The organism is Nocardia coubleae NBRC 108252 (assembly GCF_001612805.1).
Classification (GTDB): domain Bacteria; phylum Actinomycetota; class Actinomycetes; order Mycobacteriales; family Mycobacteriaceae; genus Nocardia; species Nocardia coubleae.
In genome coordinates this window covers 65,402-87,451 of record NZ_BDBD01000010.1, presented here as the reverse complement: position 1 = coordinate 87,451, position 22,050 = coordinate 65,402, and the positions used below count along the sequence as shown (strand labels likewise).

Here is a 22,050-nt window from a genome sequence, read left to right as displayed (position 1 = left end):
ATCTGTTTCCGGTGGACGCAAATCGCCGGTATCCTGGGCGCGAAAGGAGGGCCGATGCCGTCACCGACCACCGTCGAGCTGCTGTGGGGCACCGTTCAGCGTCCGACCCGGGGGCCCAAACCCGCGCTCACCCTCGACCGGATCGTCGGCGAGGCGATCGCGCTGGCCGACGCCGAAGGGCTCGCCGCGCTGTCGATGCAGCGCCTGGCGCAGCGCCTCGGCTTCACCAAGATGTCGCTCTACCGGTACGTCCCCGGCAAGGAGCAACTGACGGCGCTCATGCTCGACGAAGCCATCGGCGAACCCCCGAAGATCTCAGCTGTGCAGCAGGATTGGCGAGCGGCGCTGAGAAGCTGGGCCAACGCCATCCATGACAGCTACCGCGCCCATCCCTGGACCATCGACCTCGCCCGTGGTCTTCGCCCCTTCGGCCCGAACGAGATGGCCTGGACCGAATCGGCGCTGACCGCGCTGGCGCACACCGGGCTCAGCGGCCCGGAGCAGCTCGACACCATCGTCCTGCTCAACAGCCACGCTCGCGGCCTTGCCCAGCAGGTCCCGGCAGGCGAGCAGGCGGATCACTTCACCGACCAATTCACCCAGATGATGACCGCCGCCGCCGAGCGCTACCCGCGGGTCCGCGCCGCCTTCGCCGAGGAAGCGGCCGCCGACGGCCGCGACAACGCCCTCGATTTCGGCATCGACCGCATCCTCGACGGCATCGCCGCCCTGATCGATCGCCGCGCCGCTCTGGCCCACGAGCCGCCGAAGTCCTAGGCTCACACCATGACCGAGGAACTCCCCGAACCCGCCGTCACCGTGGTGCGCGAATTCTTCGCCGCACTCGAGATCGACGCGGTCGACGAGGCGCTGGAACTCCTCGATCCGGAGATCGTCTGGAAGAACACCTCGCTGCCGACGATCCGGGGCAAGGACCGGGTCGCCATGGTGTTGCGCGGCCTGGACCGTCCGGCGCTCGGCTTCTGGGCCGAGATGCACCACATCGCCGCCGACGGCGACATCGTGCTCACCGACCGCACCGACTATCTGCGGTTCGGGCCGGTGCGCATCGGGTTCTGGGTCACCGGCACCTTCGAGATCCGCGCGGGGCGGATCGTGTTGTGGGACGACCACTTCAGCAAGGGCAATGTGCTGCGCGGCACGATCGTCGGGGTGGCCAAGGCGCTCACCCGCCGCTGACCTACTGGTGTTTGCGTAGATAGTCCAGGTAGGTGGGGCGCAGGACTTCGGCGATCTTGCCGTCGCCCGCGTGGATGTAGTCGTCGAGCATCGGCAGCACGTACTTGATGTCGGCCTCGCTCTCACCCAGATCGCCCGCCTCGGCCTGGGCCGCGGGAATCGCCTTGAGCAGGTCCCACAGGAACTTCACATCGCCGCGCCGCACGGCCGTTTTCACCGCGCGATCGTGCAGTTCCTTCGACGACAGCTTCTCCAGATCCTGGTCATCGGCCATGCAACGACTGTAGCGCTCGACGCGCCGAACGGCGGCGACCATGCTGGTTAACCTCGAATTCACGGACACGTGGGCCGGACCGGCAGCGCCGTAGCGGGTTCGGCGGTAGCGTCGAAGATGCGGATCGCGTCGGTGTGATTCGTACGGGAGGTCCTGACCGTGACTGAGCTGCTCAGTACGAGGGGGCCGGCACCCGGCCCTCGTGGTGGTTGACAAACCACCTACAAGGACGGACCGGTCCAGCGAGATCGTTCGTGCGGGTGCCGTGCGAACACATAAGGAGCCCACCGTGACTGCTGCACGCTCCGTTTCCGCTCACGCGATGCACACGGCCTCGGCCTCGAAGAAAGGGGCTCGCCCCGCGCGTTCCGGTCTGAAGACTTTCGTCGTAGACACCTCTGTCCTGCTGTCCGACCCTTGGGCGGTGACCCGCTTCGGGGAACATCGGGTGGTCCTGCCGCTGGTCGTGATCAGCGAGCTGGAGGCCAAACGGCACCACCACGAGCTCGGCTGGTTCGCCAGGGAAGCTCTGCGCATGCTCGACGACCTGCGCATGCAGCACGGCAGGCTCGATCAGCCGCTGCCCATCGGCACCGACGGCGGCACCCTGCAGGTGGAGCTCAACCACACCGATGCCTCGGTCCTGCCCGCCGGATTCCGCTCCGAGACCAACGATTCCCGCATCCTGGCCTGCGCGCTGAACTTCTCCGCCGAGGGGGAGGACGTGGTGCTGGTCTCCAAGGACATCCCGCTGCGGGTGAAGGCCAGCGCGGTCGGCTTGGCGGCCGACGAATACCACGCCCAGGACGTGGTCACCTCCGGCTGGAGCGGCATGGTGGAACTCGATGTCGCGGGCTCCCAGATCGACCAGCTCTACAGCGAGTCGGTGATCGACCTCGACGAAGCACGGGAACTGCCCTGCCACACCGGAATCCGGTTGCTGGGCAGCAGCTCCAGCGCGCTCGGCCGGGTCACCGCCGACAAGCGAGTGCAGCTGGTGCGCGAACGCGAGGCCTTCGGGTTGCACGGTCGCTCGGCCGAACAGCGCATCGCCCTGGACCTGCTGCTCGACGAGAGCATCGGCATCGTGTCGATGGGTGGCCGTGCGGGCACGGGTAAGTCGGCGCTCGCGCTGACCGCCGGGCTCGAGGCGGTGCTCGAGCGGCGCACCCAGCGCAAGGTGGTGGTGTTCCGTCCGCTGTACGCGGTGGGCGGGCAGGAACTCGGCTACCTGCCCGGTTCGGAGAGCGAGAAGATGGGCCCCTGGGCCCAGGCGGTTTTCGACACGCTCGACGGGCTGGCCAGCCGCGAGGTGATGGACGAGGTGCTCAGCCGCGACATGCTCGAGGTGCTGCCGCTGACACACATCCGCGGCCGGTCGCTGCACGATTCGTTCGTGATCGTCGACGAGGCGCAGTCGCTGGAACGCAATGTGCTGCTCACCGTGTTGAGCCGGCTCGGGACCGGATCGCGGGTGGTGCTCACCCACGATGTGGCTCAGCGTGACAATCTGCGCGTCGGCAGGCACGACGGTGTGGCCGCGGTGATCGAAAAGCTCAAGGGGCACCCGCTTTTCGCGCACATCACGCTGACCCGCAGTGAACGGTCGCCGATCGCGGCGCTCGTCACCGAAATGCTCGAGGAGTACGGTCCCAACGCGTAATCGGGCAATCGGGCCGCGTCACCGGCCCGAATCCGTTTGATATCGGCGAACTGTGGGTATTATCCGCGGCGACACCTTTCCAGCAACGGCTCGGCGAACACTGTTCTGCCGGGCCGTTGCGGATGTCGGCCAGGCTCCACGTCCGGGGCGGTGCCCCCGGGGGGCCACTCGCGAGAGGATGGATATGAACCACTTCGCTCGACGTACCGCCGCCGGAGGCGCCGCCTTGGTCGCCGCGACCGGACTGCTGCTCGCCGCGGGTTGCGGCGACGACGACAAGGACAAGGTCGATTCGGCCGTCTCCAGCGTGATCACCACCCTGCCCGGCGGGGCGGGTTCGGAGACCACCACCGACCACGCCGATCACACCGACGGCTCGGCGACGGCCACCACCGGGGCCGGGGAGGGCACCGGAAGCGCCACCGCGACCGCCGCGGGTGAGTCGACCACCATCTCCGGCCCCAACGGCGACATCACCGTCTCCGGCGAGGTCTACAAGAAGTACGTCGCGGCGGGCGGCGCCGCCAGCCCGCTCGGCGCACCGGAAGAAGCGCAGGAATCGGGCCCCAACGGCGGCCAGTACCAGGACTTCGAGGGCGGAACCGTCTACTGGAGCCCCGAGACCGGCGCCCACATCGTGTGGGGCGAGATCCGTGAGGCCTGGGAGGAGAACGGCGGCGCCAACGGCACCCTCGGCTACCCGACCAGTGACGAGAAGGACATCCCCGGCGGCAAGCAGAGCGACTTCACCGGCGGAACCATCACCTGGGTCGGCGGCCAGACCACCGTCACCCCGAAGTAATCGCGCCGCGGCGCGGGGACCGGTTCACCCCTTAGGTCCCCGCGCCCGACGGCGAAGTACTAGGTTGGCTGCGTGCAGAAAACTTTGACCGACCGCGAACTGCTGGACGCGCTCGCCGATGTGGTGGAAACGAACCTGAACCGGCACATCGAAGCGGCCGAGGGTTGGCAACCGCACGACCTCGTGCCGTGGTCGGACGGGCGCAACTTCGCCTTCCTCGGCGGCACCGACTGGGCGCCGGACCAGTCCGATCTCAGTGAGACCGCCAAGCTGGCGCTCACGGTGAGCGTGCTCGTCGCCGACAACCTGCCCTCCTACCACCGGGAGCTGGGCAAGTACCTGCGCACCGGGCCGTGGTGGCGCTGGGTCGGCCGGTGGACGGCCGAGGAGAACCGCCACGAGATCATGCTCCGCAACTACCTGATGCTCACCCGCGCGGTCGACCCCGTCGCGCTGGAGCGGGCGCGGATGGCGCACATGACCGCCGGCTTCAACCGGCCGCCGCTGCACCTCATCGACGTGCTCGCCACCTGCGCCTTCGAAGAGGCCGCGGCCGCCATCCGGCACCGCAACACCGCCGCTCTCGGTGAGAACCCGATCGTCACCGCGATGGCCGAGAAGCTGGCCGTCGACGACGAGCTGCAGGCCGAGTTCTTCGCCGAGCTGGTCTCCGCCGCGCTGGATCTGGTCCCCGATCAGGGTGTGCGCGCGATCGCCGACCAGGTGGCGGCCTTCCGGGTGCCCCACGTCGACCTGCCCGGCGGCGGTTCCAGCGACGAAGCCCTGGCCGCAGCGGGCATCTACGACCCCGCCAAGGAAGGTGAGCTGGTGTTCAAGCCGCTGCTGCAGCGCTGGAACATCTTCACCCGCACCGACCTCGGCGAAGAAGGCGAGAAGGCCCGCGCGGAACTCGCGCACCTGGCCTGATCTGTTCACTCGACGGCCGCCACCTTCCAAGGTGGCGGCCGTCGTGCTGTCTCAGGACTTCCGGTCGACGTTGGTCATGGCGAGCACGTCGAGCTTCTGATCGAGCTCATCGACGCTGAGCTTGTCCGGGGTCAGACCCCGATCGATGACGGTCTGGCGGATCGTCTTCTTCTCCCGCAGCGCCTGTTTGGCGACCGCGGCCGCTTCCTCGTAGCCGATGGCCGAGTTCAGCGGCGTGACGATCGACGGCGACGATTCGGCAAGCGTGCGCAGATGCTCCTCGTTGGCGACCAGGCCCGCCACGCACTTGTCGGCGAAGAGCCGGGAGACGTTGGCCAGCAAACGAATCGATTCGAGCAGGTTGCGCGCCATCACCGGGATGTAGACATTGAGCTCGAACGCACCGCTCGCGCCACCGAAGGCGATCGCCGCGTCGTTGCCGACCACCTGCACAGCCACCTGGGTAACCGCTTCGGGCAGTACGGGATTCACCTTGCCGGGCATGATCGAACTGCCCGGCTGCAAATCAGGGAGCTGGAGTTCGCCGAGGCCGGTGAGCGGGCCCGAACCCATCCAGCGGATGTCGTTGGCGATCTTGGTGAGACTCACCGCGATGGTGCGCAAGGCGCCCGATGCTTCGACAAGTCCGTCGCGGGCGGCTTGGGCCTCGAAGTGATCGCGCGCCTCGCGCAGGGCGTCGATCTCGGTGGCGCGCACCAGTTCCGCGACGACCTTCGCCCCGAATCCGGCGGGCGCGTTGAGGCCGGTGCCGACCGCGGTGCCGCCGATGGGCAGCTCACCCAGCCGCGGAAGGGTGGCCATGATGCGCTCGATACCGGCCTGGATCTGCCGGGTGTACCCGCCGAATTCCTGGCCGAGCGTCACCGGCACCGCGTCCATCAGGTGGGTGCGGCCGGACTTCACCACGGTGTGCCACTGCTGCGACTTGTCGAGCAACGCGAGACGCAGATGTTCCAGTGCGGGAACGAGTTCCGCGATCACGGCCTCGGTGGCGGCCAGATGGGTGGCGGTGGGGAAGGTGTCGTTGGACGACTGCGACATGTTCACGTCGTCGTTGGGGTGCACGGTCACACCGTTGCGCGCGGCGATCGAGGCGATCACCTCGTTGGCATTCATGTTCGAACTGGTGCCCGACCCGGTCTGGAACACATCGATCGGAAACTGGTCGTCGTGCAGACCGTCCGCGATCTCGTTCGCCGCCGCGATGATCGCCTCGGCCTTCACCGGATCGAGCAGCCCGAGGTCCTTGTTCACCTGGGCGCACGCGGCTTTCAGCAGCCCGAGCGCCCGAATCTGTGCCCGCTCGAGCCCGCGCCCACTGATCGGGAAATTCTCCACCGCCCGCTGCGTCTGCGCCCGCCACAGGGCGTCGACCGGGACGCGAACCTCCCCCATGGTGTCGTGCTCGATGCGGTACTGCGCGTCGTCGTCAGCCATACCTCGACACTAGGACGAGAACCCGGGGAATGGGGCTCCCACACCCGCGCAAAATCCCACACTGTCATGCGGAATAACGAGACCACCCGCAGTCCGCCATGACCGCATTCCCAGCCCCGCACATCCCGACCTCGAGGAGGGATCGCCGCGAAGCGGCGGTCGGCGGCCGTCCCGACGATCAGGCGCCGTTGCGTAGGCGACGAAGGAGCAAGCAACGGTGCCTGATCGTCGGGACTTGCGGGGCCGCCGACTCGAGCGCGCCAGCGCTCCAAAAACACAGCTCCAAAATTACGGCAGTGGGGGGTTCGCGCTGTCGTCGCCGTCGAAGTCGACCGAGGAGTACTCGCGCAGTTTGGTGAGGCGGTGGTAGGCGTCGATCATGCGGACGGTGCCCGACTTCGAACGCATCACGATCGACTGGGTCGACGCGCCGCCACCGAAGTAGCGGACACCGCGCAGCAGGTCGCCGTCGGTGACGCCGGTGGCGCAGAAGAAGACGTTCTCGCCGGAGACCAGGTCGGTGGTCGAGAGCACGCGGTCCAGGTCGTGGCCCGCGTCGATCGCCTTCTGGCGTTCCTCGTCGTCCTTGGGGGCGAGCATGCCCTGCAGCTCGCCGCCGAGACAGCGCAGCGCGGCGGCGGCGATGATGCCCTCGGGGGTGCCGCCGATGCCGACCAGGATGTCGACGCCGGACTCGGGACGCGCCGCGGCGATGGCACCGGCGACGTCACCGTCGGAGATCAGGCGGATACGCGCGCCCGCCTCGCGGGTCTGCTCGATGATCTCGGCGTGCCGGGGACGGTCCAGGATGCACACGGTCAGGTCGGACACCGAGGACTGCTTGGCCTTGGCGACGCGACGGATGTTCTCGCCGATCGGGGCGGTGATGTCGATCGAGCCGGCGGCGTCGGGGCCGACGGCGATCTTGTGCATGTAGAACACGGCCGACGGGTCGAACATGGCGCCGCGCTCGGCGACCGCGAGCACCGAGATGGCGCCGGGCGAGCCCTTCGACATCAGGGTGGTTCCGTCGATCGGGTCGACCGCGAAGTCCACCTCGGGGCCGGTGCCGTCACCGACCGCTTCGCCGTTGTACAGCATCGGCGCTTCGTCCTTCTCGCCCTCGCCGATCACGACGATGCCCTTCATGGACACCGAGCTGACCAGCTGACGCATGGCGTCGACGGCCGCACCGTCGCCGCCTTCCTTGTCTCCGCGGCCGACCCAGCGGCCCGCGGCCATCGCTCCTGCCTCGGTGACACGTACCAGCTCGAGGGCGAGGTTCCGGTCGGGTGCCTCGCGGCGGCTGGGGGCGGGCGAAGATGCCGTCATTGCGGAGTGCCTCCTTGGCGTTGGTGATACGGGGGCAATTGTCGCATTCCGAACCTGCACGGTCGTGCACGACCTCCCGGCGCGACCCCTGAGCGGCCAGGTCAGGGGCCGAGTGGATACTGGTAGTCGTGGCCCAGACCAAGCACCGCATCTTCAACGACTACCGCGATCTGTTCTGGTCGCTGATTCCGTTGGTGCTGATCGCGGTCGTGCTGGCGGGTGCGGCCAGCCAGTGCACGGTGGCGACCAACGGCCCGACCCAGGGGCAGATCCCGTTCTTCGACGCGAGCGCCGCGCTGCGTTCGGACGCGAAATCGATGCCGTTCCCGATCCGTCAACCGGCCTTGCCGGAGGGTTGGGTGTCGAACTCCGGCAGCCGCGAGAACATCAGCATCGCCGGTGGCGGGCCGGTGAGCACGGTCGGCTACATCACCCCGCAGGGCACCTACATGCGGTATTCACAGAGCAATGCCACCGAGGAAGCGCTGTCGCGGCACGTGCTCGGCTCGCGCTATCCCACCGGAACCAAGGACATCGCCGGTCAGAAGTGGGTTGTCTACACCGAGCCCACCGAGGAGTCGGCCTGGATCGCCGACCTCGGAGCGGTGCGGATCCTGATCACCGGTGCGGGCAACGAGGCAGCGTTCACCACCCTGGCGCAGGCGGTCACCGCCGCCCAGCCGCTCGCGAAGTAGGCGGTGGGATCAGCCGTCTGCGTCGAGGTCGGCGCGTGACAACGCGTCCTCGACGCGCTTGCGGGCGCCGGCCAGGTGCTGTTCGCAGCGCGCGGCCAAGGCTTCTCCGCGCTCCCACAGGGCCAGGGAGTCGTCGAGGTCGAGGCCGCCCTGTTCGAGCATCTTCACCACATTGACGAGTTCGTCGCGGGCGCGTTCGTAGCCGAAGGTCGCGATCTCGGCCAGGGTGTCGGTGTTGTCGGAACCGGCGTCGGCCACGGTCACTTCCTCTTCTCGTCGGTGGATTGCGGGGTCAGGCGCGTGGTGCCGAGCGCGGCGGCGGTGATCGCGCCGTCGCCGACGCGGATCCGCAGCTGACTACCCGCTGGTGCGTCGTCGATCTCCCGGACGACGTGGCGTTCGGGCCCGGCCACGCGCTGCACGACAGCGTAGCCACGGGCCAGGGTGGCGGCCGGGCCGACCGCGGTGAGCTTCTCACGCAGATGCGTGGTCCTGGTCGCCTCGGTGCGCAGCGCGTGGTCGATGCAGCGGCGCGCGGCGGTGCGTAATCGTTCGACCTCGTCGTGGCGGTGACCGAGCTCGCGCAGCGGGTCGGCCAGCACCGGGCGCGAGCGCAATTGCTGCAGGGCATGGGCCTCGCGTTGCACCCACCCGCGCAGCGCCGCGGCCGAGCGGGCCCGCATCTCGCGCACCCCGGCCAGTTCGGCGGCGGCGTCGGGCACGATGCGTTTGGCGGCGTCGGTCGGAGTGGCCGCGCGCAGGTCGGCGACCAGATCGAGCAGCGGGTTGTCGGGTTCGTGACCGATCGCGCTCACCACCGGGGTGCGCGCCGCCGCGACGGCCCGGCACAGGGCTTCGTCGGAGAAGGGCAGCAGGTCTTCGGTGCTGCCGCCGCCACGCGCGATCACGATGACATCCACTTCGCCGTCGAGCTCGCGTAACGCCTCGAGCATCTGCGGCACCGCGCTCGGGCCTTGCACCGCGGTATTGCGGATGACGAAACGTACTGCGGGCCAACGCTTCTGGGCGACACTGAGCACATCGCGCTCGGCCGCGCTCGCCCGCCCGGTGATGAGGCCGACCGACGCGGGCAGGAACGGCAGCGGCCGCTTGAGCCGCGGATCGAACAGGCCCTCCGCGGTGAGCAACGCCTTCAGCCGTTCGATCCTGGCCAGCAGCTCACCGATGCCGACCGCGCGAATCTCGGTGACGCGCAACGAGATCGTGCCGCGCCCGGTGAAGAACTGCAGCTTGCCGTAGACCACCACCCGGCTGCCCTCGGTGAGCGGAACGGGCAGACGACGCAACAGATCCGGGTCGCAGGTGATCGACAGCGACATGTCGACCGAGGTGTCGCGCAGGACGAGGAACGCGGTGCGCGTACCGGGGCGCAGATTGATCTGGGTGACCTGCCCCTCCACCCAGATACTGCCGAGACGCTCGATCCACTGGGCGACCTTGATCGCCACCGAACGCACGGGATACGGCTGCTCCGCCGAATTCGCCGGTGCGGCCGCGGTGCCGGTGCCGTCCTGAGTCATATGTCAGTTCTACGGGAGGGCACCGACAAACGAAAAGGCGGCCGCGTCCCGTTGGATCGCGGCCGCCTCGGCAGTGGAGTGTCGCTACTTGGCCTGCACGGTGGCGATGCGGTTGGTGAGCATGGTGACGAAGGGCGCGCGGGCGCGGGTCTGCTGCTCGAAGGCCAGCAGCTGCTCGAGCTCCTCGACGCTGAGCATGCGCAGGCGGGCGCGCAGCTGGGCCAGCGTCATCGAGGGGTAGTCGTAGCGGATGGCGACCTCGGGTGCCTCGACCTCCTCGGGCGCTTCCTCGGCGGCGGGTTCGACGGTCTCGTTCTCGGTCTCGAGCACCAGCAGCGACGCGGGCACGGCCTGACCGTTGGTCTGGGACCGGGGAGCGTCCTCGGCGAACAGGTCGAACTTGCTGGCGTGACCGTTGGTCGTGGCGGCGGGCGCGAGATCCTCGTCGAAGGTCGCCCACTCCGGCTGCTCCTGCGCGGGCGAGCCGAGCCGCTCGAACACGGCGTCACCCTTGAGCGCGAGGCTGGTGACGAACTGCTGCACGTGCATGGTCGTCTGCAGCACGCGACTGATGGCGGTGATCGGGAATTGGACCGCGGCGACGGGCAGCCGCCGGGTCTCTTCTAAGGCGTATACGGCGGCGCCGGCGGCGACCCGAGCCAGAAACGGAGGTCGAAACATGATCCCAGCCTGCCCCAAAGCGGCTGTGATGCAAAGATCCCGACCACCCTGATGTGATCTATGCCCCTTCGGCCGCCCCTGGCCACGCACGTAAGCTGTGCACTATGACCTCGGCAATCCCCTTGAACGTCGGTATCACGCGCTCGGCGAGCGCGGCGGATGCCGGTGCCAAGCGCGTGCTGCTGGCCGAGCCGCGCGGGTACTGCGCAGGCGTCGATCGTGCTGTCGAGACGGTCGAGAAGGCTTTGGAACAGCACGGCGCGCCGATCTATGTGCGCAAGGAGATCGTGCACAACCGGCACGTGGTCGAGACCTTACGTGAGCGCGGGGTGATCTTCGTCGACGAGACCGACGAGGTGCCCGAGGGCGCGCTCGTGGTGTTCTCCGCGCACGGTGTCGCGCCGACCGTGCACGAGACCGCCGCCGAACGCAACCTGCGCACCATCGACGCCACCTGCCCGCTGGTCACCAAGGTGCACCAGGAGGCCAAGCGCTTCGCCCGCGACGACTACGACATCCTGCTGATCGGGCACGAGGGGCACGAGGAGGTCGAGGGCACCGCCGGTGAGGCGCCGCAGCACGTGCAGCTCGTCGACGGCCCCGACTCGGTGGACCGGGTGACGGTGCGCGATCCGGCGAAGGTGATCTGGTTGTCGCAGACCACGCTGTCGGTCGACGAGACGATGGAGACCGTCGAGCGGCTGCGTCAGCGGTTCCCGACTCTGCAGGACCCGCCGAGCGACGACATCTGCTACGCCACCTCCAACCGCCAGACCGCGGTGAAGGCGATGGCGCCCGAATGCGATCTGGTGATCGTCGTCGGTTCGCGCAACTCCTCGAACTCGGTGCGGTTGGTCGAGGTGGCGCTCGGGGCGGGTGCGCGGGCCGCGCATCTGATCGACTACGCCCGCGAGATCGACCCGGCCTGGCTCGACGGCGTGCGGACCGTCGGCGTCACCTCGGGCGCGTCGGTACCCGAGATCCTCGTGACCGGTGTGCTCGACCTGCTCGCCGAGCACGGCTTCGGTGAGGTGCAGCCGGTGACCACGGCCAACGAGACGCTGGTGTTCTCCCTGCCGCGCGAGCTGCGTCCCGCGCGTCGCTGACAGACGAGAAATCCCCGCCGCTCCCAGGATCGCGGCGGGGATTTTCGTGTGTTCAGAGGCTGTCGGGGCGGCGCCGTTCGGTGCGGGCGGAATCGGCGCGATCGCGGTAGCGCACGTTCGGCTGCGGGTGCGGCGGTGCGTCGCCGCGCCTGCGACTCGTGCGGGCCGGTTCGGGTTCGCGTGGGGCTGCCGCGCGTGGCGTACGCGGTTCGCGGGTGCGTGCGGCGGTCGGCGCGCGTTTCGGGTCGGCGCCGCGGGCCGGGCGACGCGCCGGGCTCGACAGGTCGACCTCGGTATCCGGGTCGTCGAGGACGCCGGTCCGCCGCGGCCGCTTTCGCGCGGCGTCGGCCAGGTTCCGGGCCACCGGTTCGGGGCGACGGCTCGTGGTCTTGCGGGCGCTTCGTCGTTCCGTCGCCGGTCGCGCCGTGGCGGGCGCGCGCTTGGCGAGGGCGATGCGGACGCCACCGATCACGGCGACGAGCAGGGTGGCCAGCGCCATCGTCGGGAAGCGTTCGACCAGCGGGATGACCAGGTTCATCAGCACGTCCTTGATGGACGTGGTGCTCCGGCCGCCGAGCAGCTGACAGGCCACCGGAACAGCGACGAACAGCAGCAGCGGCGGCATCACCATGGTGGCGAACAGGCCACGAGCCCGCACCGCGCAGACCGCGAGCACACACCCGAGCACATAGAACACCGAGAACGTGGTGGTCGGGAAGTCTTCGTCGCCCAGCGCGTCGATCAGGAAGCCGAGCGTCGTCGCGCCGACGGCGAGCGCGATCGCCGCCCACGCGGCGATGCCGGGCACCGAGGGCATGATCGAACGTTGCGGCGCGGGCACCCGGGGTCGCGCACGTTGGGAAGCAGCCACCCTATGACACTAACCGCATGACGACCGTGTTGCGGTCGCGGCACGGAGAACTCAGCGGCGATCCTCGGCGTCGGCGAAGGCCACCACCCGGGGCCGGGTCTCGGCGAGCCGGATTGCCGGGAGCTCCTGATCGGCGATGCCGAGATCGTGCATCCGGCGCGCGGTGACCAGCACCCGCGACTCCACCGAGCCGACGGCGGCGTTGAAAGCCGCTACGGCCTTACCGAGATTCAGGCCGAGGGTGTCGAGGTGTTCGGCGACCTTGCCGATGCGGGTGTAGAGCTCCTTGCCCAATTGCTGCACCGTTGCCATATCGCGCGAGAGGGCTTCCTGACGCCAGCTGAACGCGACCGTGCGCAGCAGGGCGATGAGCGTGGTCGGCGTCGCGAGGATCACGTTCCGGCCGAACGCGTACTCGAGCAGCTCGGCGTCGGTGGTCAGGGCGGCGTCGAGGAACGGGTCGCCGGGGACGAACAGCACGACGAACTCCGGCGCCGGGTCGAAGGCCGCCCAGTACGCCTTGTCGGCCAGCTGGTCGACGTGGGCGCGCAGCTGCTTGGCGTGCCTGGTCAGTAATCGGGTGCGCTCGCCCGGATCCTCACTGGTCGCCGCGTCCAGGTAGGCGGTGAAGGGAACTTTCGCGTCGACGACGATGTGCCTACCGCCCGCCAGCCGCACGACCAGGTCGGGTCGCACCGCGCCCCGGTCGTCGCCGCCCGCCCGGGTGACCTGGGTGTCGAAATCGCAGTGCCTTGTCATGCCCGCCAGTTCCACGACCCGTTCGAGCTGGATCTCACCCCAGCGTCCACGTACTTGTGGAGCGCGCAGCGCGGCGACGAGTTGCCCGGTCTGATCGGAGAGCCGATGCGAGGTGCGCTGCATCCCCGCGACCTGTTCGCGCAGTCCCGAATAGGCGTCGATGCGATGGTGCTCCACCTGCCGGATCTGCTGTTCGAGCGCGCCGACCGCGTCGCGCAGCGGGTCGACCAGCGCGCCGACGGCGGCCGAATGCCTGCGCGCGGCATCCTCGTTCGCCGCACGCAGCGACTGTTGGAGCAACCGCTGGTTGTCCTCGGCGGCGGCGAGCCGGGCCTCGGCGACCGCGGCGCGCTGCCCGCCGCGGGCCGCATGGCCCAACCAGCCGAGACCGAGGCCTGCGGCGAAAACCAGGACGAGCGCGACGAGCATCGAAGCGGTCATGGCGGCGATACTGCCCGAGGGCACCGACAAGTTCGCAATCCCCGGGCAACCGTGTCGGCGAAATGACACGGTTGTAGTGCGTCGATTGAATTCTGTCGGTGCACTGGCCTACGGTTCGCGGCATGCGGATCCTGCACACCTCCGATTGGCACATCGGGCGCACCTTCCACGGTGTCGACCTGCTGTCGGATCAGGCGCGCGCACTCACGGCCGTCGCCGACCTGGTCGCCGCCGAATCCGTCGACGTGGTGGTGGTTCCCGGCGACATCTACGACCGCTCCATTCCCGGGGCCGACGCGATCGCGGTGTGCAATCGCGGTTTCGAGGCGATCCGCGCCGCGGGGGCGACCATCATCGCCACCTCCGGCAACCACGATTCGCCCGCCCGGCTCGGTGCGGGCGCGAGCTTCGCGGCCGCTGGCGGGCTGCATCTGTGCACGCGGGTCGCCGATGTCGACAAACCCGTCCGTCTGGCCGACAGCCACGGTGAGGTGGTGTTCTACGGGATTCCGTACCTGGAGCCGGAGATCACCCGTGCCGAACTCGGTGTGCCGCAGGCGCGCTCGCACGAGGAGATCCTGCAGGCGGCGATGACGCGGATCAATGCCGATCTGAGGGGGCGGTCGGGGGCTCGGTCGGTGGTGCTCGCGCACGCGTTCGTCGTCGGCGGGGCGGCCACCGGGTCGGAGCGGTCGATCTCGGTCGGTGGGGTGGAGACGGTGTCGATGACGGCCTTCGACGGCATCGACTACGTGGCGCTGGGGCACCTGCATTCGCCGCAGACGCTGTCGGAGTCGGTGCGCTACAGCGGTTCTCCGCTGCCGTATTCGTTCGGCGAGAGCTCACATCGCAAGGCGGTGTGGATCGTCGACCTGGACGAGAACGGGCTGGCCGAGGTGCGCCGTCACGATCTGCCGCTGGTGCGGGGGCTGAGCAGGCTCACCGGCACCCTCGACGAACTACTCACCGCCGACGAGCATCTCGGTGCGGTGGAGCATTATGTGTCGGCCACGCTCACCGACACCGCGCGGCCGGTCGACCCCATGCGCAAGCTGCGGGAACGTTTTCCGCATGCCGTGCATGTGGAATGGGTTCGGCCGGAGGGTAATCCGGAGTTGCGGTATCGCGAGCGGGTGCACGGCCGCCGCGACACCGAGGTGGCCGCGAGCTTCCTGTCCGATGTGCGTGGGGAACCGACCGAGGGGGAATTGGCATGGGTGGAACGAGCTCTGGCCGCCGCGGTGAGCGAGCCCGATCCGCCGAGCCCGGAACCACTAGCGGCGGAGCTCTCGGCGTGACCGGGGACGCCGCGTGAGACTGCACCGGCTGGAGATGACCGCGTTCGGCCCCTTCGCCGACACCACGGTCGTCGACTTCGACGAGCTCGGCGCCGACGGGCTGTTCCTGCTGCACGGGCACACCGGCGCGGGCAAGACCACGGTTCTCGACGCCATCGCCTTCGCGCTCTACGGCAAGGTGCCCGGTGCGCGCGGTGAGAGCAAACGCCTGCACTCCGACCACGCCGACCGGCTCACCCCACCACAGGTGAGCCTCGAGGCGACCCTCGGCGGTCGCAAGCTGCGACTGACGCGCGTGCCCGAGTTCGAACGACCCAAGCGCGACGGATCCGGCACCCGGGTCTCCCAGCCCAAGGCCACACTCACCTGGCTCGACGGCAGCGGCGAAAACCTCTCGCGCATCACCGACATCGGCGACGAGGTGCTGCGGCTGCTCGGCATGAGCGCCGACCAGTTCTTCCAGGTGGTGCTGCTCCCGCAGGGCGATTTCGCCCGGTTCCTGCGGGCGGAGAACGAGGATCGCGAGAAGCTGCTCGAAAAGCTCTTCGACACACAGCGTTTCGGCACGGCCGAGCGGTGGCTGGCCGATCGCAGACGCACCGCCGAAGCCGAACTCGGGGTGCTGAGACAGGGCATCGACCGGCTCATCACGAAGGTGGGAATGGCGGCCGGGTACGGCGGCGCGGAATCGGTCGGGCTGCCCGACGCGGTGAGCTGGTCACAGGATCTGCTCTCCACAGCTCGCCACGAATTGGCCGAGGCCATCGCGAATACCGAACTGCGCCAGAAGGAATCCGACGCCGCCCGCGCCGAAGCCGACGAGCAGCGCCGCATCACCGAACTCCATGCCCGGATGCGGGCGGCCAGGTCCGAACTCGAGGCCTACACCGCTGCCGCTGCCCACCGCGCTGCCCTGGAACGCGAACTCGACCAGGCTCGTCGCGCCGAACCCGTCGTCCAGGCCATCGACGAGGCCCGGACCGTCGTCCGCGACCTGCGCCGCGCCGAAACCGCCACGCGCGCCGCCGCCACCGAACTGGCCACCCAACTACGCGCCGAAGCCGCTGCCGACCTACCCGGTCTCGACCTGCTGACCGTGATCACCGACGAGCCCGATGAGGCCCAACGGAACCCGCGATCGGACGCGGCGGGGAATGCGCGTACGGCTTCCGATCGTCGTCCGCACGCTGCGGATACGCGCTCGGCGGTCGACGGGTCAGGGCAAGCTGAGGGTGTCGCCGATGGCGGCTCGAGCCATCACCTCGAGGACCCGATGGCGTCTTCGCTCGATGGTTCGCGTGAACAGGAGGTGCGGTCGGTCCGGCCGCGCTCGACTGATACCGATGGAGAGACCGGCCACCGCAGCGGGGCGAACGGCCGTGGCGTGCATGGTGCGAACGGCGGCGGCGTGCGCGACGCGTCATCAGGGGGCGTCGCGGCTGGTCCGGTGCGGGATGTCGCGGGAGATCTCGACGGGGCTGTCAGTCGGTGGAACGCGCTGATCGGCGTTCTCGGGGAGGTGCGGGCCGAGGCGGTGACCGCAAGACAGCTGGCGGGGGATCTCGCGGCGCACGAGGCGGAAGCCGAACGGTTGACGCGGCGGGCCGGGGAGCTGGCGCGTCGGCGCGAGGAACTGCCCGCGATGATCGCCTCGGCGCAGGAGCAGTTGCGGGAGGCGACCGATGCCGCCGCCGCGCTGCCGGGGTTGCGCAACGACCTGTCGAAATGGCAGGACTCGGCGGCCGCTGCCGTCGAATTGACCACCAAGCGACCGGCTCTGGACCGGGCGCAGGCCGAGCTCGACGAGGCACGGCGAGCCCACCTCGATGCGCGGGAGCAGGTGCTCGACCTGCGTTCGCGGCGCCTGGCGGGGATGGCTGCCGAGCTCGCGGGCGCGTTGGTCGATGGCGCGCCGTGCACGGTCTGTGGTTCCGCCGAACACCCCGAACCGGCCCGGCCGACCGACGACGCCGTGTCCAAGGACGCCGAAGACGCCGCAGTGGTCGCCGAGCAGGCCGCCGAGGCCGCACGCGACCGAGTCGCCCAGCGCATCGCCACCCTGGAACGCGAGATCGAAGCGCTCACCGCGCGCGGTGGCGCCGCCGATCCCGTCACCCTCGCCGACGCCGTCCGCACCGCCACCCACCGCTTCGAAGACGCCACCGACACCGCGAATCAGGCGACCGCCCTGACCACACGCCTCGAAACCCTGCGCAGCGAAGAGTCGGCCCTGCACGAGCAGTCCCGCGACCTGGACGCCCGCCTCGGCACCGTCACCGCCAATATCGCGACCACCCGCACCCGTCTCGACGAACTCACCGCCCGCCTGCGCACCGCGGCGGGGGCGGACATCTCCGTCGACGCCCGCGCCGCTCGCCTCGAATCCCTCATCACCGCAGCCACCGCCCTGCGCGACGCCCGAACCGCGGAATCCGCCGCCCGCACAGCCGTCACCCGCATCGCCACCCGCGTCGAAAACCTCGCGGCGGCAGCGGGATTCCTCCCACAAGATGCGTCGCCGACACCCGAGGGACCGGCCGCGAACCACTCGTCCGACACACCGGAAACCCCGCCTCGCACACCCCGAAACGCGGCTGCCCCGGTGACGCCGACGCTGTTCGACCTTTTCGACGAGGAGGCCGACGACGAAGAGCCGGCCGACGAGCCGGTCGCGCCGCGGGACGACATAGCCTTGCTCACCGCCTGTGCACAGGTCGTCGGGGCGGCTGCTCGGACAGCCCGGCAGCAGACGGAGATCGAGGCCGAGCTCACCGCCGCCGACCGGGCGCGGGCGCACGCCGAGGCGGTGTTGGCCGAGCCGGAGATTCAGGCTGTGGCCGAGCGTGTTCCGGGTGATCCGGTCGAATGGGAGCAGCGGTTCGCGCTGGCCCAGAATGCGCTCACTTCGGCGGTCGCCGCGCAGTCGGCGGCGACCGAGCGTGTCGCCCAGCTCGAACAGCTGAGTACCCAGCTCTGGGGTGAGGTGGAGCGGATCGCACCCGAACAGCGGGAATTCGACGAGCTGGCCGGGTTGGCCGAGGTGGTCGCCGGGCGCGGCGAGAACAATCGGCGAATGTCGTTGCGGTCCTATGTGCTTGCCGCGCGGCTCGAGGAAGTGGCGGTGGCGGGGTCGGTGCGGTTGCGCCGGATGTCGGGTGGCCGTTACGAATTCGTCCACTCGGACAAGGCCGGTCCACGCGGCAGGCGCGGCGGACTCGGGCTCGACGTGCGCGACGACTACACCGGCTCCGTCCGTTCGGCGAAAACCCTCTCCGGCGGCGAAACCTTCATGGCCTCACTCGCTTTGGCGCTCGGCCTGGCCGACGTGGTCGCCGCCGAAGCCGGTGGCGTCACCCTCGACACCCTGTTCATCGACGAGGGTTTCGGCAGCCTCGACGCCGATACCCTCGATGCCGTCATGGGCGTCCTCGACGAACTGCGCGCCGGCGGCCGCGTAGTCGGCGTGGTCAGCCACGTCGACGAAATGCGCCAACGCATCCCCACCCGCCTCCACGTCCTACGCGGCCGCAACGGCTCTCACCTCAAAACCACCGTCGCCTGACCTACCCGACCGGCGCCACCTCCTTCGCGGGCGTCGGGCGCAGCGCGGTGGCGGCGAGGACGGCGCCGAGCGTTGCCAGCGCGGCGGCCGCGACGAAGGCTGCCGACAACCCCGCCCGGTAGGCATTCCCCGGTGCGGCAGTGGAGGATTCGGTCACTTCTTGGGCGAGCAGCAGCAAGGCGGTGACGCCGATACCCGACCCGATCCGGCCCGCTGTGTTGACGATCCCGGCCGCGGTGCCCGCCGCGGATTCACCGACGGCGGTGACGGCGGGCGCGGTGACGCCCACGAACGCGGCAGGCAGCCCGATGCCGAGCAGGACGGCTCCCGGCAGGATGTCGACGAGGTACCCGGCGTGCTCGGGGAGCCTGGCGAACCAGAGCATGGCCAGTGCTTGCAGCCCCAGACCGGCGGTGAGCACCCAGCGCGCACCGAACCGGTCGAGCAGCGCGGGCAGCAGCGTCCGCGAGATGACGATGTTGACCACCGCCACCGGCAGCACCGCCAACCCGGACAGGGTCGGGCTGTAGTGCTGGGTATGTTGCAGATACAGCGCGACCAGGGCGAACACCGGCACATGCGCGGCACCGACGAGGAAATTGACCGCCGCCGACCCACTCACCTGGCGGACCAGGAACAGCTCCAGCGGCATCAACGGGTGGCGGCTGCGCGCCTGGATCAGCACGAAGATCGCCAGCAGCACAGCGCCCGCCGCGAGCATCAGGGCCGGTCCCGTACCGGGCGTCGGCTCGCCGAGCGCACCGATCCCGTACCCGAGCAACAGCAGTGCCGTGGTCGCGGTGACTGCACCGGGTAGATCGAGCTCACGCAACGCGCTGCCTACCCGCTGAGTGTCGACCGGCAACAGCACCACCCCCACCAGGGCCAGCAGACCGACCGGCACATTGATCAGGAAGATCGAGGGCCACCCGAACAGGTCGGTGAGCGGGCCGCCGACGGCCGTGCCGATCGCGGCGCCCGCCGCCCCCATCGCGCTCCACACTCCGAAGGCCCGATTGCGGGCGGCAGGTGTCGTGAAAATCGCTGTGAGCAGCGCCAATTGGGCCGGGATCAGCAGTGCGGCACCGACACCCTGGGCGGCGCGCGCCCCGATCAGCAATCCGGCCGACGGGCTGAGGCCGGCTACCAGCGAGGCGAGGGTGAACAGCCCGAGGCCGAGGGTGAACATGCGCCGCGGCCCGACCAGATCGGTCGTTCGCCCGCCGAGCAGCAGGCAACCGCCGAAGGCGAGCAGGTAGGCGTTGGTGACCCAGCCGAGTCCGGATTCGGTGAGGCCGAGGTCGGCGCCGATGGACGGGAGCGCGACGTTGAGCACGGTGGTGTCGAGGAAGACGACGAGTTCTACGGCGGTGATCAACAGCAGGATCCACCGATCCCGAGAGGCTGTGGGAGCAGGGTCGGACATGACCGCACCTTTCACTAGAGCGTAACTCTAGCGAGAGTGTCACTAGAGTTGCGCTCTAGTCAAGTAGGATGCTCGGCATGAGCGAACGCACCGCAGGAGTCCGCGCGGCGAAGACCACCGCGAACCGAACTCGCATGCTCAGCGCGGCCAGGGAGTTGTTCATCGAACGCGGGTATGCGGCGACCACCATGAAAGCCATCGCCGAGCGGGCGGGCATGGCCGTTCAGTCGCTGTACTTCACGTTCGCGAACAAGCGCGCGATCCTCGTCGAATTGCTCGACACCGACATCGCGGGCGATGCCGAGCCGATCGCCACCATGGACCGTCCGTGGTTCGCCGAGGCGCTGGCCGCACCAGCGCGCGAACAGATCCGGTTACAGGTCGTCGCGGCGGCCGAGATTCTGGCGCGGGTCGCACCGCTGCTCGAGGTGGTGCGTTCGGCGGCATCGACGGATGCGGAGCTGGCCGAGATGTGGCGCACCAATGTCGAGCAACGGCTGATCGTCCAGCAACGGCTCGCCGCCGAGCTGGCCACGAAAGCCGCACTGCGCGAAGGACTGTCGGTGGAACGCGCGGCCGATATCGCCCTGGCGCTCACCGCGCCGGAAACCTACCGGCTCCTGGTCGGTGAGCGCGGGTGGACATCGCAGGAGTGGCAGCGATGGGCCACGGAGGTCCTCGTCGCGCAGTTGCTCGGGGGCTGACCCGGGGTTGCCGAAGGCGGCCCGGCGTTATGCGGGAACGGGTTCGGGTCGGGTCGTCGGTTCGAAACCGGGCAGCCGCCCGTCGAGGTAGGGGATCATCAGCTGGATCAGTGGTCCGATGCCGAAGGCGTACACGACGGTGCCGATCCCCACGCTGCCGCCGAGCAGCCAGCCGGTGATGAGCACTGATGTTTCGATGCCGGTGCGGATCGTCCACACCGACCAGCCGGTCCGGGCTACCAGGCCAGTCATCAGTCCATCGCGCGGTCCTGGACCCATTCCGGCGCCGATGTAGAGAACCGTCGCGGCCGCATTCACCACGACGGCGACAATCATGGCGAGCACGCGCAGCCACAGCTGTTCCGCCGCCGGGATGAGCCACAGGCCGACGTCGACCGCCACCCCGATCACCACCACATTGCTGATGGTGCCGAGTCCCGGGCGCTGCCGCAGCGGGATCCAGGCGAGCAGGACGACAACGCCGGTCAGCGCGGTCACCATCCCGAAACTCAACGGCACGTGCCCGGCGACGCCCTGATGGAAGACGTCCCACGGATCGAGCCCGAGCCCGGCGCGGATCATCACCGCCATGGACGTCCCGTACAACCACAGGCCCACATACAGGGCGACCAGGCGGCGAGTAAGCATGCGCACCATCGTGCGCCCTACTGGACCCTGAATAAATAGCCAATCAGGGAAAACTGGCTTGGCGCTGGGCTTGAACCCTGTGCTCCGGCGCGGCGGGTGGAAGATGCCGCGCCGAACGGAACACCCATCAGCTGCGGAAGCCGCACCTCACCCTTCGTGCGTGAGCAACCACCTCTTGGCCTCGAGCCCCCACCGGAATCCACCGAGCGCCCCGCCGATCCGCAGCACCCGATGACACGGCACGAACAGCGCGGCCGCATTGCGCGCACAGGCATTGGCCGCCGCCCGGGTGGCCGCGGGCCGACCGGCCAGCCCCGCGAACTCGGTGTAGGTGACCGGCTCACCCGCGGGCACCTTGCGCAGGACTTCCCATGCGTGCGTGAGGAATTCACCCGACTGCTGACGCACCGGCACCGCGTCGATCACGGCGAGATCGCCCGCGTGATAGTCGATGACCGCGCGGGTGACCTCGCCGAGCGAATCCCGTTGCCGCAGTTCGGCCGGTCGCAGACTCGCGTGCACGAGGCCGGCCAACCCGGTCGCGTCGGCGGTCCAGCCCGAAGCCAGGACCGCGCCGTCGGCGTCGACGAGGGTGGTGAACGGTCCGATCGGCGTGCCGACCGTGGCGTAGTCGGCGTGCGTGATGCTCATGATGTCTCTTT

The 22,050-nt window shown here is 69.3% G+C and carries 21 protein-coding genes; 10 read left to right on the top strand and 11 right to left on the bottom strand.

Annotated features, from left to right (window positions below):
* Positions 1-54: 54 nt before the first annotated feature.
* Positions 55-777 (top strand): TetR/AcrR family transcriptional regulator, encoded by a 723-nt coding sequence (locus NCO8_RS08235; protein ID WP_067637805.1) that lies wholly within the window; start codon positions 55-57, stop codon positions 775-777.
* 9 nt (positions 778-786) lie between these two features.
* On the top strand, positions 787-1,200 hold the full coding sequence (locus NCO8_RS08230) for a limonene-1,2-epoxide hydrolase family protein (RefSeq protein WP_067637804.1): 414 nt from the start codon (positions 787-789) through the stop codon (positions 1,198-1,200).
* 1 nt (position 1,201) lies between these two features.
* On the opposite strand, the gene NCO8_RS08225 is transcribed toward NCO8_RS08230, so the two are convergent.
* Positions 1,202-1,474, bottom strand: a complete 273-nt coding sequence (locus NCO8_RS08225) for a hypothetical protein (protein WP_067485986.1) — start codon at positions 1,472-1,474, stop codon at positions 1,202-1,204.
* A 289-nt stretch (positions 1,475-1,763) separates the two neighbouring features.
* On the opposite strand from NCO8_RS08225, the gene phoH2 reads away from it, so the two are divergent.
* The 3 genes from phoH2 (at position 1,764) to NCO8_RS08210 (ending at position 4,866) form a co-directional block, all read left to right on the top strand.
* Complete coding sequence (gene phoH2, locus NCO8_RS08220) at positions 1,764-3,137, top strand: RNA 5'-3' helicase PhoH2 (RefSeq protein ID WP_067485988.1); 1,374 nt, start codon at positions 1,764-1,766, stop codon at positions 3,135-3,137.
* Between the two features lie 184 nt (positions 3,138-3,321).
* On the top strand, positions 3,322-3,939 hold the full coding sequence (locus NCO8_RS08215) for an LGFP repeat-containing protein (RefSeq protein ID WP_067638005.1): 618 nt from the start codon (positions 3,322-3,324) through the stop codon (positions 3,937-3,939).
* A 72-nt stretch (positions 3,940-4,011) separates the two neighbouring features.
* Positions 4,012-4,866, top strand: coding sequence for an acyl-ACP desaturase (locus NCO8_RS08210; RefSeq protein ID WP_067637802.1), 855 nt, complete (start codon positions 4,012-4,014; stop codon positions 4,864-4,866).
* Between the two features lie 51 nt (positions 4,867-4,917).
* On the opposite strand, the gene NCO8_RS08205 is transcribed toward NCO8_RS08210, so the two are convergent.
* Complete coding sequence (locus NCO8_RS08205) at positions 4,918-6,324, bottom strand: class II fumarate hydratase (protein ID WP_067637800.1); 1,407 nt, start codon at positions 6,322-6,324, stop codon at positions 4,918-4,920.
* Positions 6,325-6,612: 288 nt separating this feature from the next.
* Positions 6,613-7,656 carry a class II fructose-bisphosphatase gene (glpX, locus tag NCO8_RS08200; RefSeq protein ID WP_067637798.1) on the bottom strand — a complete coding sequence of 348 codons (1,044 nt, stop codon included), beginning with the start codon at positions 7,654-7,656 and terminating at the stop codon, positions 6,613-6,615.
* A gap of 128 nt (positions 7,657-7,784) precedes the next feature.
* Here glpX and NCO8_RS08195 point away from each other — a divergent pair, with 128 nt between their 5' ends.
* Positions 7,785-8,351 carry a DUF4245 domain-containing protein gene (locus NCO8_RS08195; protein ID WP_067637796.1) on the top strand — a complete coding sequence of 189 codons (567 nt, stop codon included), beginning with the start codon at positions 7,785-7,787 and terminating at the stop codon, positions 8,349-8,351.
* 9 nt (positions 8,352-8,360) lie between these two features.
* Here NCO8_RS08195 and NCO8_RS08190 read toward each other — a convergent pair whose 3' ends face one another.
* The 3 genes from NCO8_RS08190 to NCO8_RS08180 form a co-directional block, all read right to left on the bottom strand.
* Positions 8,361-8,609 carry an exodeoxyribonuclease VII small subunit gene (locus tag NCO8_RS08190; RefSeq protein ID WP_067485990.1) on the bottom strand — a complete coding sequence of 83 codons (249 nt, stop codon included), beginning with the start codon at positions 8,607-8,609 and terminating at the stop codon, positions 8,361-8,363.
* 2 nt (positions 8,610-8,611) lie between these two features.
* Positions 8,612-9,892 (bottom strand): exodeoxyribonuclease VII large subunit, encoded by a 1,281-nt coding sequence (xseA, locus tag NCO8_RS08185; protein ID WP_067485685.1) that lies wholly within the window; start codon positions 9,890-9,892, stop codon positions 8,612-8,614.
* 84 nt (positions 9,893-9,976) lie between these two features.
* Positions 9,977-10,573: a lipid droplet-associated protein gene (locus NCO8_RS08180; protein ID WP_067485687.1), complete on the bottom strand. Its 597-nt coding sequence runs from the start codon at positions 10,571-10,573 to the stop codon at positions 9,977-9,979.
* A 104-nt stretch (positions 10,574-10,677) separates the two neighbouring features.
* On the opposite strand from NCO8_RS08180, the gene NCO8_RS08175 reads away from it, so the two are divergent.
* Positions 10,678-11,679 (top strand): 4-hydroxy-3-methylbut-2-enyl diphosphate reductase, encoded by a 1,002-nt coding sequence (locus tag NCO8_RS08175; protein ID WP_067637795.1) that lies wholly within the window; start codon positions 10,678-10,680, stop codon positions 11,677-11,679.
* 52 nt (positions 11,680-11,731) lie between these two features.
* On the opposite strand, the gene NCO8_RS08170 is transcribed toward NCO8_RS08175, so the two are convergent.
* Both NCO8_RS08170 and NCO8_RS08165 read right to left on the bottom strand, forming a co-directional pair.
* Positions 11,732-12,550: a DUF6542 domain-containing protein gene (locus tag NCO8_RS08170; RefSeq protein WP_218022656.1), complete on the bottom strand. Its 819-nt coding sequence runs from the start codon at positions 12,548-12,550 to the stop codon at positions 11,732-11,734.
* Between the two features lie 51 nt (positions 12,551-12,601).
* The gene (locus tag NCO8_RS08165) at positions 12,602-13,750 is read right to left on the bottom strand and encodes a DNA recombination protein RmuC (protein ID WP_067485693.1); all 1,149 of its coding nucleotides are present in this window, start codon (positions 13,748-13,750) and stop codon (positions 12,602-12,604) included.
* 122 nt (positions 13,751-13,872) lie between these two features.
* On the opposite strand from NCO8_RS08165, the gene NCO8_RS08160 reads away from it, so the two are divergent.
* Together NCO8_RS08160 and NCO8_RS08155 are read left to right on the top strand one after the other, a co-directional pair.
* On the top strand, positions 13,873-15,048 hold the full coding sequence (locus tag NCO8_RS08160; protein ID WP_067637791.1) for an exonuclease SbcCD subunit D: 1,176 nt from the start codon (positions 13,873-13,875) through the stop codon (positions 15,046-15,048).
* Positions 15,049-15,061: 13 nt separating this feature from the next.
* Positions 15,062-18,610 (top strand): AAA family ATPase, encoded by a 3,549-nt coding sequence (locus NCO8_RS08155; protein WP_067637790.1) that lies wholly within the window; start codon positions 15,062-15,064, stop codon positions 18,608-18,610.
* A gap of 1 nt (position 18,611) precedes the next feature.
* On the opposite strand, the gene NCO8_RS08150 is transcribed toward NCO8_RS08155, so the two are convergent.
* The gene (locus NCO8_RS08150; RefSeq protein ID WP_067638003.1) at positions 18,612-20,036 is read right to left on the bottom strand and encodes an MFS transporter; all 1,425 of its coding nucleotides are present in this window, start codon (positions 20,034-20,036) and stop codon (positions 18,612-18,614) included.
* Between the two features lie 77 nt (positions 20,037-20,113).
* Here NCO8_RS08150 and NCO8_RS08145 point away from each other — a divergent pair, with 77 nt between their 5' ends.
* Entirely contained in the window at positions 20,114-20,740 is a 627-nt protein-coding gene (locus NCO8_RS08145; protein WP_067638002.1) for a TetR/AcrR family transcriptional regulator, read from the top strand.
* Between the two features lie 27 nt (positions 20,741-20,767).
* On the opposite strand, the gene yczE is transcribed toward NCO8_RS08145, so the two are convergent.
* Complete coding sequence (yczE, locus tag NCO8_RS08140) at positions 20,768-21,388, bottom strand: membrane protein YczE (RefSeq protein WP_067638000.1); 621 nt, start codon at positions 21,386-21,388, stop codon at positions 20,768-20,770.
* Between the two features lie 147 nt (positions 21,389-21,535).
* Positions 21,536-22,039, bottom strand: a complete 504-nt coding sequence (locus NCO8_RS08135) for a methylated-DNA--[protein]-cysteine S-methyltransferase (RefSeq protein ID WP_067637788.1) — start codon at positions 22,037-22,039, stop codon at positions 21,536-21,538.
* Between the last annotated feature and the right edge of the window lie 11 nt (positions 22,040-22,050).

Excerpts from the sequence above, each read along its gene's own strand:
- NCO8_RS08235 (WP_067637805.1), top strand. The coding sequence starts at position 55 with ATGCCGTCACCGACCACCGTCGAGCTGCTGTGGGGCACCGTTCAGCGT.
- glpX (WP_067637798.1), bottom strand. The coding sequence starts at position 7,656 with ATGACGGCATCTTCGCCCGCCCCCAGCCGCCGCGAGGCACCCGACCGG.
- NCO8_RS08135 (WP_067637788.1), bottom strand. The coding sequence starts at position 22,039 with ATGAGCATCACGCACGCCGACTACGCCACGGTCGGCACGCCGATCGGA.
- NCO8_RS08145 (WP_067638002.1), top strand. The coding sequence starts at position 20,114 with ATGAGCGAACGCACCGCAGGAGTCCGCGCGGCGAAGACCACCGCGAAC.
- NCO8_RS08205 (WP_067637800.1), bottom strand. The coding sequence starts at position 6,324 with ATGGCTGACGACGACGCGCAGTACCGCATCGAGCACGACACCATGGGG.
- NCO8_RS08150 (WP_067638003.1), bottom strand. The coding sequence starts at position 20,036 with ATGTCCGACCCTGCTCCCACAGCCTCTCGGGATCGGTGGATCCTGCTG.
- NCO8_RS08215 (WP_067638005.1), top strand. The coding sequence starts at position 3,322 with ATGAACCACTTCGCTCGACGTACCGCCGCCGGAGGCGCCGCCTTGGTC.
- NCO8_RS08160 (WP_067637791.1), top strand. The coding sequence starts at position 13,873 with ATGCGGATCCTGCACACCTCCGATTGGCACATCGGGCGCACCTTCCAC.
- NCO8_RS08230 (WP_067637804.1), top strand. The coding sequence starts at position 787 with ATGACCGAGGAACTCCCCGAACCCGCCGTCACCGTGGTGCGCGAATTC.
- NCO8_RS08225 (WP_067485986.1), bottom strand. The coding sequence starts at position 1,474 with ATGGCCGATGACCAGGATCTGGAGAAGCTGTCGTCGAAGGAACTGCAC.
- NCO8_RS08180 (WP_067485687.1), bottom strand. The coding sequence starts at position 10,573 with ATGTTTCGACCTCCGTTTCTGGCTCGGGTCGCCGCCGGCGCCGCCGTA.
- xseA (WP_067485685.1), bottom strand. The coding sequence starts at position 9,892 with ATGACTCAGGACGGCACCGGCACCGCGGCCGCACCGGCGAATTCGGCG.
- yczE (WP_067638000.1), bottom strand. The coding sequence starts at position 21,388 with ATGCTTACTCGCCGCCTGGTCGCCCTGTATGTGGGCCTGTGGTTGTAC.
- NCO8_RS08165 (WP_067485693.1), bottom strand. The coding sequence starts at position 13,750 with ATGACCGCTTCGATGCTCGTCGCGCTCGTCCTGGTTTTCGCCGCAGGC.
- NCO8_RS08175 (WP_067637795.1), top strand. The coding sequence starts at position 10,678 with ATGACCTCGGCAATCCCCTTGAACGTCGGTATCACGCGCTCGGCGAGC.